General features: G+C 62.2%; 13 protein-coding genes. 10 read left to right on the forward strand and 3 right to left on the reverse strand.

The window, feature by feature from the left end; genetic code table 11:
• Window positions 1-193: 193 nt before the first annotated feature.
• The 10 genes from IQ26_RS31840 (at window position 194) to IQ26_RS31885 (ending at window position 14,229) form a co-directional block, all read left to right on the forward strand.
• On the forward strand, window positions 194-2,683 hold the full coding sequence (locus tag IQ26_RS31840; RefSeq protein WP_145722348.1) for a mechanosensitive ion channel family protein: 2,490 nt from the start codon (window positions 194-196) through the stop codon (window positions 2,681-2,683).
• A gap of 127 nt (window positions 2,684-2,810) precedes the next feature.
• Window positions 2,811-3,074 carry a hypothetical protein gene (locus tag IQ26_RS31845; protein ID WP_145722349.1) on the forward strand — a complete coding sequence of 88 codons (264 nt, stop codon included), beginning with the start codon at window positions 2,811-2,813 and terminating at the stop codon, window positions 3,072-3,074.
• Window positions 3,075-3,288: 214 nt separating this feature from the next.
• Window positions 3,289-4,722 carry a UbiA family prenyltransferase gene (locus tag IQ26_RS31850; protein ID WP_145722350.1) on the forward strand — a complete coding sequence of 478 codons (1,434 nt, stop codon included), beginning with the start codon at window positions 3,289-3,291 and terminating at the stop codon, window positions 4,720-4,722.
• Between the two features lie 2 nt (window positions 4,723-4,724).
• Window positions 4,725-6,077, forward strand: coding sequence for an FAD-binding oxidoreductase (locus IQ26_RS31855; RefSeq protein ID WP_145722351.1), 1,353 nt, complete (start codon window positions 4,725-4,727; stop codon window positions 6,075-6,077).
• A 124-nt stretch (window positions 6,078-6,201) separates the two neighbouring features.
• Window positions 6,202-6,666 carry an EamA family transporter gene (locus IQ26_RS31860; RefSeq protein ID WP_145722352.1) on the forward strand — a complete coding sequence of 155 codons (465 nt, stop codon included), beginning with the start codon at window positions 6,202-6,204 and terminating at the stop codon, window positions 6,664-6,666.
• Entirely contained in the window at window positions 6,663-7,670 is a 1,008-nt protein-coding gene (locus IQ26_RS31865; protein ID WP_145722353.1) for an NAD-dependent epimerase/dehydratase family protein, read from the forward strand. The genes IQ26_RS31860 and IQ26_RS31865 overlap by 4 nt, the downstream gene beginning before the upstream one ends.
• Before the next feature lie 40 nt (window positions 7,671-7,710).
• Window positions 7,711-9,183 carry an aspartate aminotransferase family protein gene (locus tag IQ26_RS31870; RefSeq protein ID WP_145722354.1) on the forward strand — a complete coding sequence of 491 codons (1,473 nt, stop codon included), beginning with the start codon at window positions 7,711-7,713 and terminating at the stop codon, window positions 9,181-9,183.
• Between the two features lie 40 nt (window positions 9,184-9,223).
• Window positions 9,224-10,459, forward strand: coding sequence for a hypothetical protein (locus IQ26_RS31875; RefSeq protein ID WP_145722355.1), 1,236 nt, complete (start codon window positions 9,224-9,226; stop codon window positions 10,457-10,459).
• 230 nt (window positions 10,460-10,689) lie between these two features.
• A complete protein-coding gene (locus IQ26_RS31880; RefSeq protein ID WP_145722356.1) occupies window positions 10,690-13,251 on the forward strand; it encodes a GcvT family protein in 2,562 nt (853 codons plus the stop codon).
• 129 nt (window positions 13,252-13,380) lie between these two features.
• Window positions 13,381-14,229: a DUF1194 domain-containing protein gene (locus IQ26_RS31885; protein ID WP_145722357.1), complete on the forward strand. Its 849-nt coding sequence runs from the start codon at window positions 13,381-13,383 to the stop codon at window positions 14,227-14,229.
• A 146-nt stretch (window positions 14,230-14,375) separates the two neighbouring features.
• Here the strand turns inward: IQ26_RS31885 and IQ26_RS31890 are convergent, their stop codons facing one another.
• The 3 genes from IQ26_RS31890 to IQ26_RS31900 form a co-directional block, all read right to left on the reverse strand.
• Window positions 14,376-15,377 (reverse strand): GlxA family transcriptional regulator, encoded by a 1,002-nt coding sequence (locus IQ26_RS31890; protein WP_145722358.1) that lies wholly within the window; start codon window positions 15,375-15,377, stop codon window positions 14,376-14,378.
• Window positions 15,378-15,668: 291 nt separating this feature from the next.
• Window positions 15,669-15,803, reverse strand: coding sequence for a hypothetical protein (locus tag IQ26_RS41145; RefSeq protein ID WP_123152082.1), 135 nt, complete (start codon window positions 15,801-15,803; stop codon window positions 15,669-15,671).
• A gap of 259 nt (window positions 15,804-16,062) precedes the next feature.
• A partial coding sequence (locus IQ26_RS31900) for an IS66 family transposase (protein ID WP_145722359.1) occupies window positions 16,063-16,335 on the reverse strand: 273 nt, incomplete at its 5' end.

The following is a 16,335-nucleotide window of genomic DNA, read 5'->3' on the forward strand; positions in this document are numbered from 1 at the left end:
TTGTCATCCGTTGCGGGCGATGCGGCACACTATAGAGCAGGCCTCCGCCGCAAAGCCAATATTGCGCCATCGCTTTTCGACTGGCCGACTTCGAAATGGGCCGGCGGAACGGGACGGCTTGCCCCGTGGTATGAGCGTCTTTATCAAGGACGAGCTTTAGAACACCTTGCCGTCCGTGAGTCGCCAGACAATCATGCTTTTCCGACTGCTCCGCTTCGTTCTGGTCCTGGCGATCGTTGCCTCGGCGCAACTGTCGCTTGGTGCGGTGGCGCAGCGGCTTGACCAAGCTCCCTCCGGGCTGATCGCCGACCAACAGAAGATCCTGCAGGACCTGACGGCAAAGTCCGACAATTTCGAAAAGAAAATCCAAGAGGACGGCGAAGACGACGCCAGCCTCGTCGATATCCGCCTGCAGCTCGAGGAAATGTCGCGAGGTGCGCTGAATAGCGCGCTTGCCTTCCGCCCGCGCCTTACGGAGATCAACGCAAGGCTCGAGCAGCTCGGGGCGCCGCCGGCCGAGGGCCAGCCGCCCGAGCCCGACATCGTGACCAGCGAACGCCAGGCGCTGGCGTCCGAAAAGGCCGAGATCAATGCGGTCATCGCCGCGGCGCAAAATCTGTCGATCGGTATCAGCGGCCTCATTGACAAGATCGCCAATATGCGCAGCGAGCTGTTTCGCAACCTGCTCACCAAGCGCTACGTGCTGTCCGATGCACTGAGCCCTGAGGTCATTTCCGATGCCAACGACGAATATGCAGGCCTCTACAAAGCGGTGTCGTCGTGGCTGACCTTCGCCTTCAAGTTCAAGTTCCAGGCCGTGTTGGCCGCGACCTTGACGGCACTTTCACTGGCGGCCGTGCTTTTTGTCGGTGGGCGGCGCCTGTTCGGGCGTGTGTTCGAAGCGGATCCTTCCGTCGAGGATCCGTCCTATCTCAGCCGGCTATCGGTGGCGTTCTGGTCGACATTGCTGCCGACGTTGGCGGTCGGTGTCTTCCTGGTTTCGACCGTTTTCTTTTTCAATTATTACAATGTGTTGCGCGGTGACATTGGCGTTTTCCTGAATGCGCTGGCCGCGGTTGTCGCGGTGGTGTTCTGCGTCAACCGGATGACCAATGCGGCGCTGGAGCCACGGCTGCCCAACTGGCGTCTCATTCCCGTCGAAACCGGTCCGGCGCGCTGGCTGGTGCGGCTGACGACCGCGATGGCGGTGGTCATCGGCATCAACTATTTCCTGTCGGTCGTCAACGACACGGTGGGATCGCCGCTGTCGGTGACCATCGCCCGAAGTTTTGTCGCCACAATCATCGTTGGCGTCATCCTGATCCTGATGGGGCTGCTGAAGCCGTTCAGGGCCGCCGACGGAACCTGGCGTCCCTGGCCGGCCTGGCTGCGCTACACCGCCGTCGCGCTCGGCCTTTCCACCATTGCGGTGGCGCTGCTCGGTTATATCGGCCTCGCCATCTTTGTTTCGCGGCAGGTCGTGGTCACCGGCACCGTTCTGGTCACTGCGTATATCGGCTTCCTGTCGGCGCGAGCGGTCAGCGAGGAAGGCAGCTTTGCCAAAACCTCGATCGGGCGCTGGCTATCGGCCCATTCCAGTTATGAGGAGTCCGCACTCGACCAGCTCGGCCTTGTCGTCAGCGTCGCCATCAACCTGATGATCGTGCTGGTGTTCCTGCCGTTGATCCTGTTGATGTGGGGCTTTCAGCCCGGCGACATCGAGGCTTGGGGCTACAAGCTGGCTACGGGCCTCACCATCGGCTCGGTGACGATCTCGGTGACCGGCATCCTGACCGGCATCGTTGTCTTCATCATCGGCTATTTCCTGACACGCTGGTTCCAGGGCTGGCTCGACGGCTCGGTGATGGCGCGCGGCAAGGTCGACCCCGGCGTGCGCAACTCGATCCGGCTGGTGGTCGGCTATATCGGCGTCGCGCTCGCAGCACTCGTCGGGGTCTCGGCGGCGGGCATCGACCTCTCCAATCTGGCGCTCGTCGCCGGCGCCCTGTCCCTCGGCATCGGCTTTGGTCTGCAGAATGTCGTCTCCAATTTCGTCTCGGGCCTGATCCTGCTGGCCGAACGGCCGTTCAAAGTCGGCGACTGGATCATTGCCGGCCAAGTGTCTGGCACGGTCAAGAAGATCAGTGTGCGCGCCACCGAGATCGAGACCTTCCAGCGGCAGTCGGTGATTCTGCCCAACTCCGATCTGATCAACGGACCGGTGGGAAACTGGACGCATCGCAACAAGCTGGGGCGCATCGAAATTCAGATTGGTGTCGCTTATGGCTCGGACGCCAGGCGCGTTCACGAGATCCTTCTTGATATCGCCCGCAACCATCCGCTGGTGCTCAAGAATCCGGAGCCTTTCGTCCTGTTCGCGGCATTCGCGGACTCATCGCTGAATTTTGAAGTCAGAGTTTTTCTTGCCGATGTCAGCAATGGCATCCTTGTTCAAAACGACATCCGCTTCGCCATCCTCGATGCATTCAAGGCAGAAGGCATCGAAATCCCGTTCCCGCAACGGGACATTCATATGAGATCAACTGCCCCGCTGGCGAAATGGCCGACGGACGACGATCAAGTCGAAGCCGAATTTGCCGAGCGGGAGCACGCCAGAGCAAAGGCCGCCGTGCCTCAACCCATGATAGGCCGGCGCAAAACCCGCAGGCCGGACCCGGCCTGATCCGAATAATAATGGCATGAATGCGGCATTCAGTTGCCGTTCAGCTTGCATCCCATATAAGCTTGCATGCAAAGGGCGAGAATGCCTTGCGAATGCAACAGAGGCGGTGGAAACACCGATACTGCACATGTGGAAGTCTCTCGTCGCCGCCATCGCTCTTCTTGCCGTGGGCGGTTCGGCCTTCGCCGCCAGCGCGGTCAACAAGGACGCCGAGACCCGCACGCTGGTCGTGACCGAAGGCGGTGGCAAGACGGAGCTGGCGCTGGCCGCCGGCGAAACCGCGGAATTCTGCCCAAACGGGTGTTTCGTTACCATGCCGAATGGCGACCTCGAGGCGCTGACCGGTTCGGAGACGATCGAAATCTCGGATGGCGTCGCCCGCATCAAGTAACCCGCATCAAGCAACGTTGACGCGTTGTTTTTCGAGGCCGGGCAATGCCCGGCCTTTTATCGTTTCGGGTCATCGAACCTTAACGATGAAGGAGGAAATACCGTCACGCTGACCATGCCAGGCTTGGCGTTTTAACGTTCGCTGCGCTGTTCCCCGCTATATCGGGCCGAAGACGCCGAAGCACGGCGCGGCGGGTTTAAGCAGGGCAAAGAAAATGGATGCGCGGTCGGACAGGAACGCAATCCCGCTTGCGGTCGACCTCGACGGCACGCTGATCGCGACGGACCTGTTGTGGGAAGGGCTGTTCATCCTTCTCAAGAAGAATCCGCTCTATATTTTCCTCGTGCCGTACTGGCTCGTGGGCGGACCGGCGCGGTTGAAGCAGGCCGTCGCGCAACGCATCGACATCGATCCCGCATCGATGCCTTACCGCGAGGTGCTGCTTCAGCGCCTTCGCACCGAACATGGCGAGGGCCGCCAGATCGTGTTGGCGACCGGCACGCCGCGCAAATTCGCCGAGGCGATCGCCGCGCATCTGGGGATATTCGATCGCGTCCTGGCGACCGATGGCCCCCACAACATGACCTCAGCCAGCAAGTGCGCGTCGCTTGTCGCCGCTTATGGCGATGGCGGCTTCGACTATGCCGGAAACAGCCGGCACGACCTTAGGGTATTCGACGCCGCGCGCACGGCAATCGTCGTCGCGCCCGACCGCGCTGCCGCGCGCTGGCAGGCCGCGCACAGTGCCGAAATGATGCCGGCGCCGAAGCCGACATTCAGAACCATCGTCAAGATGCTGCGTGTTCATCAATGGCTGAAGAATTCGCTCATCGCCGTGCCGATGGTGCTGTCGCACGAATACTTCAACGTCGACATGATCTGGAAATGCCTGTTGGCATTCGTCTCGTTCAGCGCGGTGGCTTCGGCCATCTACATCCTCAACGATTTCTTCGATCTCGCGCTCGACCGCAAACATCTGACCAAGCGCAACCGGCCATTCGCCAGCGGCGCGCTGTCGATCCCGTTCGGCCTCGGTTCGATGGTGGTGCTGCTTGCAGCAGGTGTTGGCGCAGGGCTTCTGCTGCCGATCGAATTCCTCGGCGTGCTCTTCGGCTACGTGATCATCACCACCGCCTATTCGCTGTCGTTCAAGCGCATGCTCTTGATCGACGTGCTGACGCTGGCCGGTCTCTACACGATCCGCGTTCTGGCGGGCGCCGCGGCGACCGGCGTCGACGTTTCGTTCTGGCTGCTGGCCTTCTCGATCTTCTTTTTCCTGTCGCTGGCGCTGGTGAAGCGTTTTGTCGAGTTGCGTACGACCGCCATTCCGGCGGGCGAGCGTATCGCCGGCCGCGGCTACCGCACCGAAGACCAGGAGATCGTCGCCCAGGCGGGCATGGCCTCGGCCTTTTCCTCGGCATTGGTGCTGGCGCTCTATATGGACAGCGTTGCGGTGCGCGAACTCTATCCGCACCCTTGGCTGGTCTGGCCGCTGGCCCCGATCGTGCTTTACCTGACCATGCGCGTCTGGATACTCGCCCGCCGCGACGAGATGCATGACGATCCGGTCGTCTTCATCATCCGCGACTGGCGCAGCCAGATCGTCGTGCTCATCGGCGTCGTGTTTCTGGTCGCCGGAGGCTGGTAGGCATGGCGGAAGAACGGTTCCAGAGCTTCGGTCTTGCCACGCCGCCGGCACACGATGTGATCCCGGCGAATGACGCTGTCGCATTGCTGAAGAGCGGCAAGGCGACAAGAAATGCCTTGCTTGCCTACGGCAACGGCCGCTCCTACGGCGATTCGTGCCAGAACGAGGCCGGCATGGTCGTCGACATGCGGCCGCTGAACCGCATCCGCGCCTTCAATGCTGAGACCGGCGTGATCGAGGCCGAGGCCGGCGTGCTTCTGTCCGACATCATCGCCCATGCTGCGCCACACGGTTTCTTTCCGGCGGTCGTTCCGGGTACGCAGTTCGTCACGCTCGGCGGCGCTATCGCCAATGACGTTCACGGCAAGAACCATCACCGGCGCGGCACCTTCGGCTGCCATGTCGAATCCTTCACGCTGCTCAGATCGGATGGACGGACCCATCACTGCTCGGCCGCCGACAATGCACGCCTGTTTGCGGCGACGATCGGCGGCATGGGGCTGACCGGACTGATCCTGTCCGCATCGATCCGGCTGATGCGGGTGCCATCGCTCGACATCGTCGAGAAGGCGGCGCCGTTCCGCGACCTCGGCGAATTCTTCGAGCTTGCCGAAGCGGCCGACCAGGCCAACGAATATGCCGTCGCCTGGATCGACCAGCTTGCCGGCGGCCACAGCCGTGGGCGTGGGCTGCTGTTCACCGGCAATCACGCCGAGCATGGTTCGCCTGCGGCCTTGCGTGCCGGCGGAAATCTTTCGGTGCCGTTCCAGCCGCCGTTCAACGTACTCAATCGGCCGTTCCTCACTGCCTTCAACGCTGCCTACAGGTGGAAAAAAGGCTGGTCTACGACACCGCGCCAGGTCGGCTATCAGGGCTTTTTCTTTCCGCTCGACGGCGTCGGCAACTGGAACCGGCTCTACGGACCGAACGGGCTTTTCCAGCACCAGAGCGTGGTGCCGGAAGACGTGGCGCGCCTGGCGGTGCCGGCCTTGCTTGCGGCGGCCAAGCGGGCCGGGCAGGGATCGTTCCTGACGGTCCTGAAGCGCTTCGACTCGATCCGTTCACCGGCACTGCTGTCGTTCCCGCGGCCGGGTTTCACGCTGACGCTGGATTTCCCCAACCGCGGCCGGGCGACGCTGGCGCTGTTGAAGGAACTCGACCACATCACGGTCGGGGCCGGTGGCGCGGTCAATCCCTACAAGGACACCCGCATGGGTGCCGATATTTTCGCCGCGTCCTTTCCGGAATGGCAGCGCCTCGAGGCCATCCGCGACCCAGCCTTCATGTCGAGCTTCTGGGCGCGAACGGCGAAAAAGCTCGAGGTGCGGCGCGGAACCGTCGAAGCCGCGGAATAGATGAAATTCGAATGGTTCGTGGTTAACGAACCGATAAGGTACAGCTTTACTCAAAACATTCTTGCTGCTTCACGAAATGTTTGCAGGTTTGTAATAGGACGTCTGAAGGGTTTGGTGGGAAAACATGAAGTACATCGTCTTCATTCTGTTCACGGTCATGACCAATGCCGCCGCGCAGCTCATGCTGAAGCAGGGTATGATGTCGCTTGCCCCGATTTCCTTCGAGGGCACCAATCCGTTGCTGAAGCTGTTGCAGATCGTCTTCAGCCCGTGGATTTTCCTCGGCCTGTCCACCTTCGTCATCTCGATGGCGTCGCACCTCTACGTGCTGTCCAAGGTCGAGCTCAGCTTTGCCTATCCGTTCCTCAGCCTCGCCTATGTCGCCGTTGCGATCTTCGCCTATATCATCTTCCGCGAAGACCTCAATGCCTGGCGCGTCGCCGGCATCGCCTTCATCTGCGTCGGTACGGTGCTGATCGCTCAAAGTGGCCGGGACTTGGGCAGCCGGGATTTGGGCGGCCGGGGACATGAGGACCAGACGGCTGGCCTTTCCCCCGAAAAGATTCACACCAGCGGGATCGTTCGATGAGACATGTGATTTTCGGCGGCGACGGTTTCGTCGGCCGCCACCTTGCACCGAAACTTCTGGCCGACGGCGAGGAGGTGGTTGTCGCCGATATCGCCAGGAGCGACTTGCCGCATTACCGCTCGGTCCGCCATGTCAGCTGCGACGTCACCGATCCGGCCTCGGTCGCTTCGGTCGGGCTGAAGGCCGACGACATGGTCTACAATCTGTCGGCGAAAATGCTGTCGCCGATCCAGGTGCGCGCAAAGCGCCACGATTTCTTCTTCCCGGTGAATTTCCACGGCACCGAGCACATCATACAGGCGATGGACAGAGCCGGCGCACCAAGGCTCGTTCACTATACGACCGACATGATCTACGGCCATACGATCACACAACCGATGACCGAGGAGCATCCGGTCTCGCCGCTCGGCGAATATGGCTGGTCGAAGCAGAAGACCGAGGAACTTGCCGCCGAATGGCGCAAGCGCGGCATGTCGATCTCGCTGTTTCGGCCGCGCCTCATCATCGGCCCCGGCCGCCTCGGTATCCTCGAAAAACTGTTCAAGCTGATCGACTGGAACCTCCCGGTGCCGATGATCGGCTCGGGCAGGAACCCCTACCAGTTCATCTCGGTGTTCGACTGCGCCGAGGCCGCGCGCGCCGCCTGGAAGGCCGGTGTGCCTGATGAGGCCTATAATCTCGGTTCGCTCAACCCGCCGCCGGTTCGGAAATTGCTCGGCGACCTGATCAGGCATGCCGGTTCGAAATCGATCCTGATCCCGACACCGGGCTGGGCGGTCAAGCGCACGCTCGACCTGCTCGACCTCTTGAACATGCCGATCATGGATCCGGAGCAGTATCTGATCGCCGATGAGGACTGCGTGCTCGACGTATCCAAGGCCGAACGCCAGCTCGGCTGGGTGCCGCAACATCGCGACGAGGACATGCTGATCGCCGCCTACAGCGAATACCGCACCGGGAAAGACGGCCATGCCGTCGCCGCAAAACATGTGCCCGCGGAATAACAGGCCCGCCGAGTAAAGGGTCAATAGGAGATTTCTTGAGATGACCGTCATGACGAAGCCAGACCACACGACTGCGCGTGCCACGGTCAGCGCGCCGGCGCTTTCGCCCGCCACCACCGCCAAGCCCGATCTGATCAGCGTCGAGCAGGCCAAGGCGATGGACGTGGCGCGCATGACCGACCTGTTCAAGGCGCATCTCAACCCCGGTCAGCTGCATTTCATGAAGCTGCTCGGCTTCCACAAGATCAAGATCGAACGTGCCGAAGGCATGTTCTACATCGACCAGAGCGGCCGCAAGATCCTGGATTTCTTCGGCGGCTTTGGGTCGCTGGCCTTCGGGCACAATCATCCGCGCCTTCTCGAAGCGCGCAAAAAGTTCCAGGAGGAGAAGCGGCAGGAGATCGCCATCGCCTTCATGTCGCAATATGCGGCGGCGCTGGCGCACAATCTCGCCAAATGCTCGCCCGGCGACCTCGACATGGTGTTTCTGGGCTCGTCCGGCTCGGAAGCGATGGAGGCGGCGGTGAAGCTTGCCGAGCGCGCCGCCGGTCCGAAGCGGCCGAAGGTCGTCTATGCCGAGAATTCCTTCCACGGCAAGACCAAGGGTGTGCTGGCCATCACCGACGGCTCGCTCTACCGCGCCGACTTCAAGGTGGCCGATAATGTCGTGCGCATCCCGTTCGCCGACATCGAAGCGGTCGAGCGCGCGTTCCGCTCCGACCCGGAGATCGGCGTCATCGTGCTCGAAACCATCCAGGGTGGCGGCGGCATCATCCAGGCGTCGGTCGAATACTGGCAGAAGCTGCGCGCGCTCTGCGACCAGTATGGCGTGCTGTGGGTGGCCGACGAAGTGCAGTGCGGCTATGGCCGCTCCGGCCGCTTCTATGCCTTCGAGCATTACGGCGTCATTCCTGACGTGACGGCGCTGGCAAAGTCACTCGGCGGCGGCAAGGCGGCTGTCGGCGCGATGATCGCCCGGCGCTCGATCTACATGAAGGCCTATGGCACGCCGAAGACGGCGATGATCCACGCCATGGCCACGTTCGGGGGCATGGGCGAAGCCTGCGTCACCTCGATCGAGGCGCTCAACGTGCTTTACGACGAGGGGCTGATCGACAACGCCACTGTCACCGGTGACTACCTGCTGCAACGCCTGCAGGCGCTTAAGGAGAAATATCCCAAGATCATCAAGGACGTGCGCGGCAAGGGTCTTATGGTCGGGCTGGAATTCCACGACTTTTCGCAGACCCTGCCGATGGTGCTGCGGCCCGTGGTCAGCGTGCTCGACGAGAAGCTGAAGGGGTCGCTGTCGGGCTTCGTCGGTGCCTTGCTGCTGCGCGACTACGACGTGCTCGTCGCCTTCACCGAATACAACCGCAATGTCATTCGTCTCGAACCGCCGCTGATCTGCCAGCGCGAACATGTCAACCGTTTCGTCGAGGCGCTCGACAGCCTGCTGTCGCGCGGCATCGTGTCGATCGTGAAGGATTTCGTCAAAAGCCAGGTCCGATGAATCCCAGATCCGCCGAGCCAAAGTCCGCCAAGCGAAAACCATGCTGACCAGGCCTCCTGCTCCGACGAACCCGCTCGACCGGCTCACCGGGGCCGGCCTGGCATGGGGCGAGGGCACCTATGTGCGTCTTGCCGCGCCGATCGGGGCGGCGGCCTTTGCGCTCTACATCCTTTTGACCGCCGTGATGGCATGGTTCATGCCCGACGCCAATTGGGACATGCTGCCCTATCTCGCGGTCGCCGAGGAGGGCGCGTATCCCGATGTGCAGGCGCTGCACGACTATGCCTATGGCACCGTCAAGGCCGGTGTGTCGGCTGATGAGTACAAGACGCTGACGGACGATGGCGGCGGCTTCCGCAGCCATATGGCGGGGAATGCCGCCGACTTCCATTCGCTGCTCGGCATGTACCGGATCAAGTTCCTCTACGCCGAGATCCTTTCGACGATGAGTTCCGTGATGTCGCCGGTCGAGGCGATGCGCGCGGTCTCTGTTTTATCTGTGCTGTTGTTCGGGGCGATCGCGCTGCTTTGGCTGCGGTCGGAAGGCGCTCTGGCGCTGGCGCCGGTCGTCGGCGCGGTGCTGATCATGGCCGATTTCGGCGACGCGGCGCGGGCTGCGGCACCGGATCTGCTATGCTCGGCCCTGTTCCTCGGCGGGCTCTTTGCCTATGTGCGCGGTCGCGAAGTGGCGACGGCGATCCTGCTCTTCCTCGCCTTCATGGCGCGGCCCGACAACATTGTCTTCCTTGCCGTCTTCGCCGTGTTGCTGGTCGCCTTCCGGCAGAAGGCGTGGGGCGCGCTGGCCGGCTTTGCCGCCTCCCTGGCCGCCTATTTCGCCATTTCTCATTGGGCGCAGCATCCCGGCTGGTGGCCGCATCTGTGGTTTTCCAGCATCGAGCAGCACTACAATATGGACGGCTTCGATCCGCCGTTCTCGGCTGTCGCCTATCTCCGGGCCTTTGCCGTCTCCATGGCCCGCGCCGTCAGTCTGAACAGCTGGGTCGGCGTCTCGGTGCTGGCGCTGGCGGGGTGGTTTGCCTCAAGCCGCGCCGGCTTCAAGCTCGAGCGCCGCGCCGGCATCCTGTTTGCGGCGTTGGTGCTCGGCGCGCTGGTGAAGTTCACCGTCTTCCCGATCCACGACACCCGCATCTACTTTCCCAATCTGATCCCGCCGTTCCTGCTGCTCGCTGGCCCATTCATGGCGCTGTGGGCGTCAGCGAGCATTAAAGGGCGTCGCGCCGCAGCGTTGCACGTCGTTCCAGGCGATAAACCATAAGCTCCGTCCCAACTGGCACGCGTCATTTTGCGTGCAAGGACGCTGTAGAACTTTTCTCCGCGGATGATCCCCAGCGAAAATCGGTTCCGATTTTTCAGGGTCGTGCGCCGGGGTCGCGGCGCACCTGCAGCGTGTCGCAAACAGGCGGTAGCGCGATGGCCGTCGCCTGCATATTGTGCGCCGGTCAAGCGGGCGCCGGCGCCCGCAACAGCACTTTTGGAGTCGCGGGCATGGCAGGGTTTCCGGAAAAGGCGAAGGTCGTCATCGTCGGGCTGGGCGGCATTGTCGGCGCGTCGGTCGCCCATCACCTGATCGAGCGCGGATGGGACGATATCGTCGGCATCGACAAATCAGGCATCCCGACCGATATTGGCTCGACAGCGCACGCCTCTGACTTCTGCTACACGACCAGCCATGATTTCCTGTCCTGCTGGACGACGCTCTACTCCATCGATTTCTATGAGAAGATGGGCCATTATGCGCGCATCGGCGGCCTCGAAATCGCCCGCGTCGGCGACGACGATCGCATGGAGGAGATCAAGCGCAAGATCGCCTCGGCAAAGGCCTTCGGCACGCGTGCGCGCCTGATCGATCCTGCCGAGATCAAGCAGAAGTTCCCGCTGATCGAAGAGCAGATGGTGCAGGGCGGGTTGTGGGATCCCGATGCCGGTCTCGTCATCCCGCGCTCGCAGACGGTCGCCGGCACGCTGGTCGACCAGGCAGAAGCCGCCGGCAAGCTCAGGGCCTTTGCGAATACGCCGGCCAAGTCGCTTATCGTCGAGAACGGACGCATCAAGGGCGTGGTGACCGACCGCGGCACCATCGAAGCCGACTACGTGATTGTTTGCGCGGGTATCTGGGGCCGGTTGATCGCGGAAATGGTGGGCGAGGACCTGCCGGTTATGCCGATCGACCACCCGCTCACCTTCTTCGGGCCGTATACCGAGTTCGCCGGCACCGGCAAGGAGATCGGCTGGCCGCTGCTGCGTGACCAGGGCAATTCGGCCTACATGCGCGACACTGGCGATCCCAAGACCGCCGAAGGCGGGCAGATCGAGTGGGGCTATTACGAAGAGACCAATCCGCGCCTTTGCCATCCGCGCGACCTTCTGGAGAAGAACCAGGCCCGTCTTTCGCCGTCGCAGCGCGACCTCGACATGGAACAGATCCTGGCGCCGCTCGAGCGCGCCATGGAACTGACGCCGATCCTGGGCGAACTGGGCTACAATGAGAGCCATTCCTTCAACGGGCTTCTGCAGGTGACGGCAGACGGCGGCCCCTCGATGGGCGAGAGCCAGAAGGTGCGGGGCCTCTGGTATGCCGTCGCGATCTGGGTCAAGGATGGTCCTGGCATGGGCAAGCTCATCGCCGACTGGATGACGGACGGCCGCACGTCGATCGACCACCACGCCATCGACTACTCGCGCTTCTATCCGCACCAGACGCAAGAGCAGTTCATCTGGGACCGCTGCACCGAAACGGCGATGAAGGTCTACAATCCGGCGGTCCATCCGCGCGAGCCCTTCTCAAAAGGCCGCAATGTGCGCCGCTCGCCGTTCTGGGAGCGCGAGAAGGAACTCGGCGGTTATTTCATGGAACTGGGCGGCTGGGAGCGCGCGCATGGCTATGCCGCCAACGAGCACCTGCTCGAGAAATACGGCAACCGGGTGCCTGTGCGCGAAAACGAGTGGGACAACCGCCATTTCTGGCGCGTCTCCAATGCCGAGCATCTCGCCATGAGCGAGGATTGCGGCATCGTGAACCTGTCACATTTCGCGATGTACGAGGTGGAAGGCCCGGATCATGTCGCGCTGATGGAATGGCTGTGCGCGGCCAAGATCGGCGGCGATACCAACATCGGCAAAGGCATTTATACCCACTTCCTCGACGACGAGGGCATGGTGCGCGCCGACCTGACCGTGATCCGCATGGCCGACCGCTGCCGCGTCATCGACGGCGCCGATGCCGGCCCGCGCGACTTCCAATACATGCGCAGGACGGCACAAGATAAAGGGTTCGATGCCACTGTCACGGATGTAACCGAAAAATACGTGACCATCGGCATCTGGGGTCCGAACGCGCGAGCGACCTTGCAGAAGGTCGTTGAGAACCCGGACGGGCTGACGCCAGAGAATTTTCCGTTCGCTGCGATCAAGCCTGTCAGGATAGCCGGAAAGGACGTGACCGCTTTCCGCATCTCCTATGTCGGCGAGCAGGGCTGGGAACTGCATATGCGATACGAAGACGGCCTGGTCGTCTGGGACGCGTTGCGTTCGACCGGCGTTATGGCTTTTGGCGTCGAGACCTATGCCAACAGCCGCCGCATGGAGAAGAGCCTGCGCCTGCAGAACGCCGATCTCCTGACCGAGTACAATCTGCTGGAGGCCGACCTTGCCCGACCGAAGGTCAAGGAGGCTGATTTCAGCGGCAAGGCAAAGCATGTGGAATATCGCGCCCGCGCGCATCAGCCGGCCATGCTCTGCACGCTCGTGATGACCAACAATGTCGATTCGAGGGGCGTTTCCCGCTATCCGGTCGGCACGATGCCGGTGATGGATCCGGGAACGGGCGAAACGCTGGTCGACGAACTCGGCCGTCGGTCCTTCACGACCTCGGTCGCCTACGGCCCGACCATCGGCAAGAACATCGCGCTGGCCTACTTGCCTTGGGCGTATTGCCAGGAGGGCCGAAGGCTGACTGTCGAGTATTTCGGCGAGACGTACCCGGTCGAAGTGGCCGCTGTCGGCTACAGGCCGCTCTACGACCCGGAGAACCTCAATCCGCGCAGCTGAACGTTGATTGCTTGCCGATCCTCCCACAACGGAGGGTAAGGGGCGGACTCGCAAAAATGTGACGCAACGGCCTGGTCCGGCGCCGGGCTTTTCGCTTTGTGGAACAACAATTCTCGCTTAGCTTGCGGCATGTCTGCTTTTGCCCGCGCAAGACATCTCCTCCCAGGCGCCGCCGTGCTGGTGCCGATGCTCGTGCCGGCGCCGGAATCCCTGGCTGCCGAGCCGGTCGATATCGAACTGGTGCTGGCGGTCGACGTTTCGCTCTCGATGTCGCCGGCCGAACTCGAAATCCAGCGTCAAGGCTATGTGGCGGCACTGACGCACGACACGGTGCTGCAGGCCATCGCCGACGGGGCCTATGGCAAGATCGCCGTCACTTACGTCGAATGGGCCGGCACGACCTGGCAGCGTGTCATCGTGCCGTGGACGGTGATCGCCAATCGTGCCGACGCCGAGCGGGTGGTCGAACGGCTCTCCGCCCATGCGCCCAATAGCGCCCGGCGCACCTCGATTTCCGGTGCCTTGGGATTCGGCAGCGATCTTTTCGCCGAAAGCGGATTCCAGGGCGTGAAGCGCGTCATCGACATTTCAGGCGATGGCCCCAACAATCAAGGTGCTCCTGTCGACATCACCCGTGACAGGCTGGTCAAGCAAGGCATTACCATCAATGGCCTGCCGCTGATGACCCGAAGCGGCTTCACCAGTGTCTACGACGTCAATTATCTCGACCGCTACTACACCGACTGCGTCATCGGTGGGCCCGGCGCGTTCATGATCCCGGTCAATGAGTGGACACAGTTTCCCGAAGCGATCCGGCGCAAGCTGGTGCTCGAGCTTGCCGGGCCTGCCTCGCCGCAATGGGCGGCGGACGAAGCGGCGCATCCGCCGGTGGTGCTGGCACAAGACAAGCCGGCCACCGACTGCCAGGTCGGTGAGAAAATGTGGCGCGACCGGAGCTGGATGTACGACAGCCGCTAGAGCGGCGGACTTTCCAATCGAAGCGTACCGCCGCTCTATCTTCTTGTTTGAGCATTGGATTTCCCAAAACCGGTACCCACTTTTGGGTCCGATGCTCTAGATTTCGGGTACTCCGCGCCAGAGGCTATGCATCCGAGGTGCCGCCTTTACGCGACCAGCAACTGCTTGCGGTCGACGCGCTCCTGCTGCGGCGAGCGCGCATAGAGTTCGCGGTAGCATTTGGAAAAATGCGAGGCGGAGACGAAGCCGCAGGCGACCGCTACCTCGACCACCGGCAGTGACGACTGGATCAGCAGGTGCCGGGCCCGGTCGAGCCGGATTTCCAGATAGTAGCGGGCAGGGGATCGGCCCATCTCGGTGCGGAACAGGCGCTCGATCTGGCGGCGCGACAGGTCGACGTGATCGGCGATCTCGATCAGCGACAGCGGCTCGGAAAGGTTTGCTTCCATCAATTCGATGATGGTCAGCACCTTCGAGTTCTGCACGCCAAGGCGCGCGCGCAGCGGCAGGCGCTGGCGATCGGTCGGGCTGCGCACGCGGTCGGTCAGCACCTGCTCGCACACTCGGTTGACGAGGCTCTCGTCGAAGTCGTCGCCGATCAGCTTCAGCATCATGTCGAGCGCCGCGGTGCCGCCGGCGCAGGTGTAGATGTTCTGGTCGATCTCGAAGAGGTCGGCGAAGACATTGGCCTTCGGGAACGCCTCGGAAAAGCCCGGCAGGTTCTCCCAGTGAATGGCGCAGCGCTTGTTGGACAATAGGCCGGCGGCGGCCAGTATATGTGCGCCAGTGCACAGGCCGCCGACGGCGACGCCGCGATTGTATTCCTCGCGCAGCCAGGCGAAGGCCGATTTGTTCTGGTAGCGCTCGACGTTGATGCCGCTGCAGACGACCGCCATGTTCGGCCGTTCGGGGCCGGACATCTTCTTGCGTTCGTCCTCCAGCGAGGTGTTGACGGCGCATTCGACGCCGTTCGAGGCGCGCACCGGCTTGCCGTCGATGCTGGCGAGCCGCCAACGGTAGGCCTCGTAGCCGAGCATCCGGTTGGCCGAGCGCAACGGATCGAGCGCCGTTGCAAAAGCGATCATGGTGAAATCGGGGACCAGGAAGAATACAAACGATCGCCTGATCGGATGATTTACGACGTTCACAGGGAGACCCTCACGCTGCAATGGCGCGAACAGGATGTCGCGATCAGCATAGCGACATCAGGAAAAACCTTTCCTGTCAATTGGCTAGATGGCAACGGAAAGACTTTATTTGCGACACGGGTCGCAAATGGGCAATCGTTATACGGTGACGGACCCAACATGCTGCCGGATTGAGCAAAACATGCCGCATGTGGTTGGTGCACGACAAAAGCGCCGCCTCGGCAAGACCGAAGCGGCGCTTTGATCAACTACGAAGCGGCCACAGGGAGCGCCGCTTGCGAGCTTGTCAGATCAGGCGACGAAGCCGAGACGCGCGGCGGCCACTGCGCCGGTCTGGCCCGGCATAGTGTTGGCAAGGCGCTGGCGCTCGAGCGCGGTCGTCAGGTTCATTTCACGGCGAGCGAAAAGGCGGGCAAAGAGCTTCACGATCAATCTCCATTCGGTTGCTCAGACGGGTCGCCTTCGCTTGATGGAGTGGGGCAGCTCGTTGGCTGGCGTTGATATAGGCTTACGTGAGGGGAAACTAAATCGCAAAAGCGAAGCACTTGATAGGAAAAGCGACACGGAATGCAACAAATTTGGGCACTCTGCCCAAGGTTTGCGATTATTTACAAGGCGTTAGTTCGAAATGTCGTAACCGGGGCAAAAGCGGCGGCGTTTGGGCGCGTCGATCTGCTGTTGGGGTTCAGCGCGCGGCGAGGAGAACGGGAAGCGGTAGGATCTTGCTGCCAGGGATGCCGAGGCGGTCGCCGAGATAATCCCAGAAGCTGACACCGAGCTTGTTGCAGGTCTTCATCATGCTGAGCATGGTGTCGCGGGCGGCACGGCCCTGGTTGCTGTGGGTTCCGCCGCTGATCTTGCGCCGGGTCACCACGCTGCGGATATCGTTCTCCGAGCCATTGGTGTGGAGCGGAATGTCCGGGCGTTGGAGGATCTTCAGGAAGCTTTGGCGGTCGGT

This window comes from Mesorhizobium tianshanense, from assembly GCF_007830515.1.
In the GTDB taxonomy this organism is placed as follows: domain Bacteria; phylum Pseudomonadota; class Alphaproteobacteria; order Rhizobiales; family Rhizobiaceae; genus Mesorhizobium; species Mesorhizobium tianshanense.

Coding starts and splice junctions, on each gene's coding strand:
- IQ26_RS31865 (WP_145722353.1), top strand. CDS start 6,663: ATGAGACATGTGATTTTCGGCGGCGACGGTTTCGTCGGCCGCCACCTT.
- IQ26_RS31870 (WP_145722354.1), top strand. CDS start 7,711: ATGACCGTCATGACGAAGCCAGACCACACGACTGCGCGTGCCACGGTC.
- IQ26_RS31850 (WP_145722350.1), top strand. CDS start 3,289: ATGGATGCGCGGTCGGACAGGAACGCAATCCCGCTTGCGGTCGACCTC.
- IQ26_RS31845 (WP_145722349.1), top strand. CDS start 2,811: ATGTGGAAGTCTCTCGTCGCCGCCATCGCTCTTCTTGCCGTGGGCGGT.
- IQ26_RS31875 (WP_145722355.1), top strand. CDS start 9,224: ATGCTGACCAGGCCTCCTGCTCCGACGAACCCGCTCGACCGGCTCACC.
- IQ26_RS31880 (WP_145722356.1), top strand. CDS start 10,690: ATGGCAGGGTTTCCGGAAAAGGCGAAGGTCGTCATCGTCGGGCTGGGC.
- IQ26_RS31885 (WP_145722357.1), top strand. CDS start 13,381: ATGTCTGCTTTTGCCCGCGCAAGACATCTCCTCCCAGGCGCCGCCGTG.
- IQ26_RS31840 (WP_145722348.1), top strand. CDS start 194: ATGCTTTTCCGACTGCTCCGCTTCGTTCTGGTCCTGGCGATCGTTGCC.
- IQ26_RS31855 (WP_145722351.1), top strand. CDS start 4,725: ATGGCGGAAGAACGGTTCCAGAGCTTCGGTCTTGCCACGCCGCCGGCA.
- IQ26_RS31860 (WP_145722352.1), top strand. CDS start 6,202: ATGAAGTACATCGTCTTCATTCTGTTCACGGTCATGACCAATGCCGCC.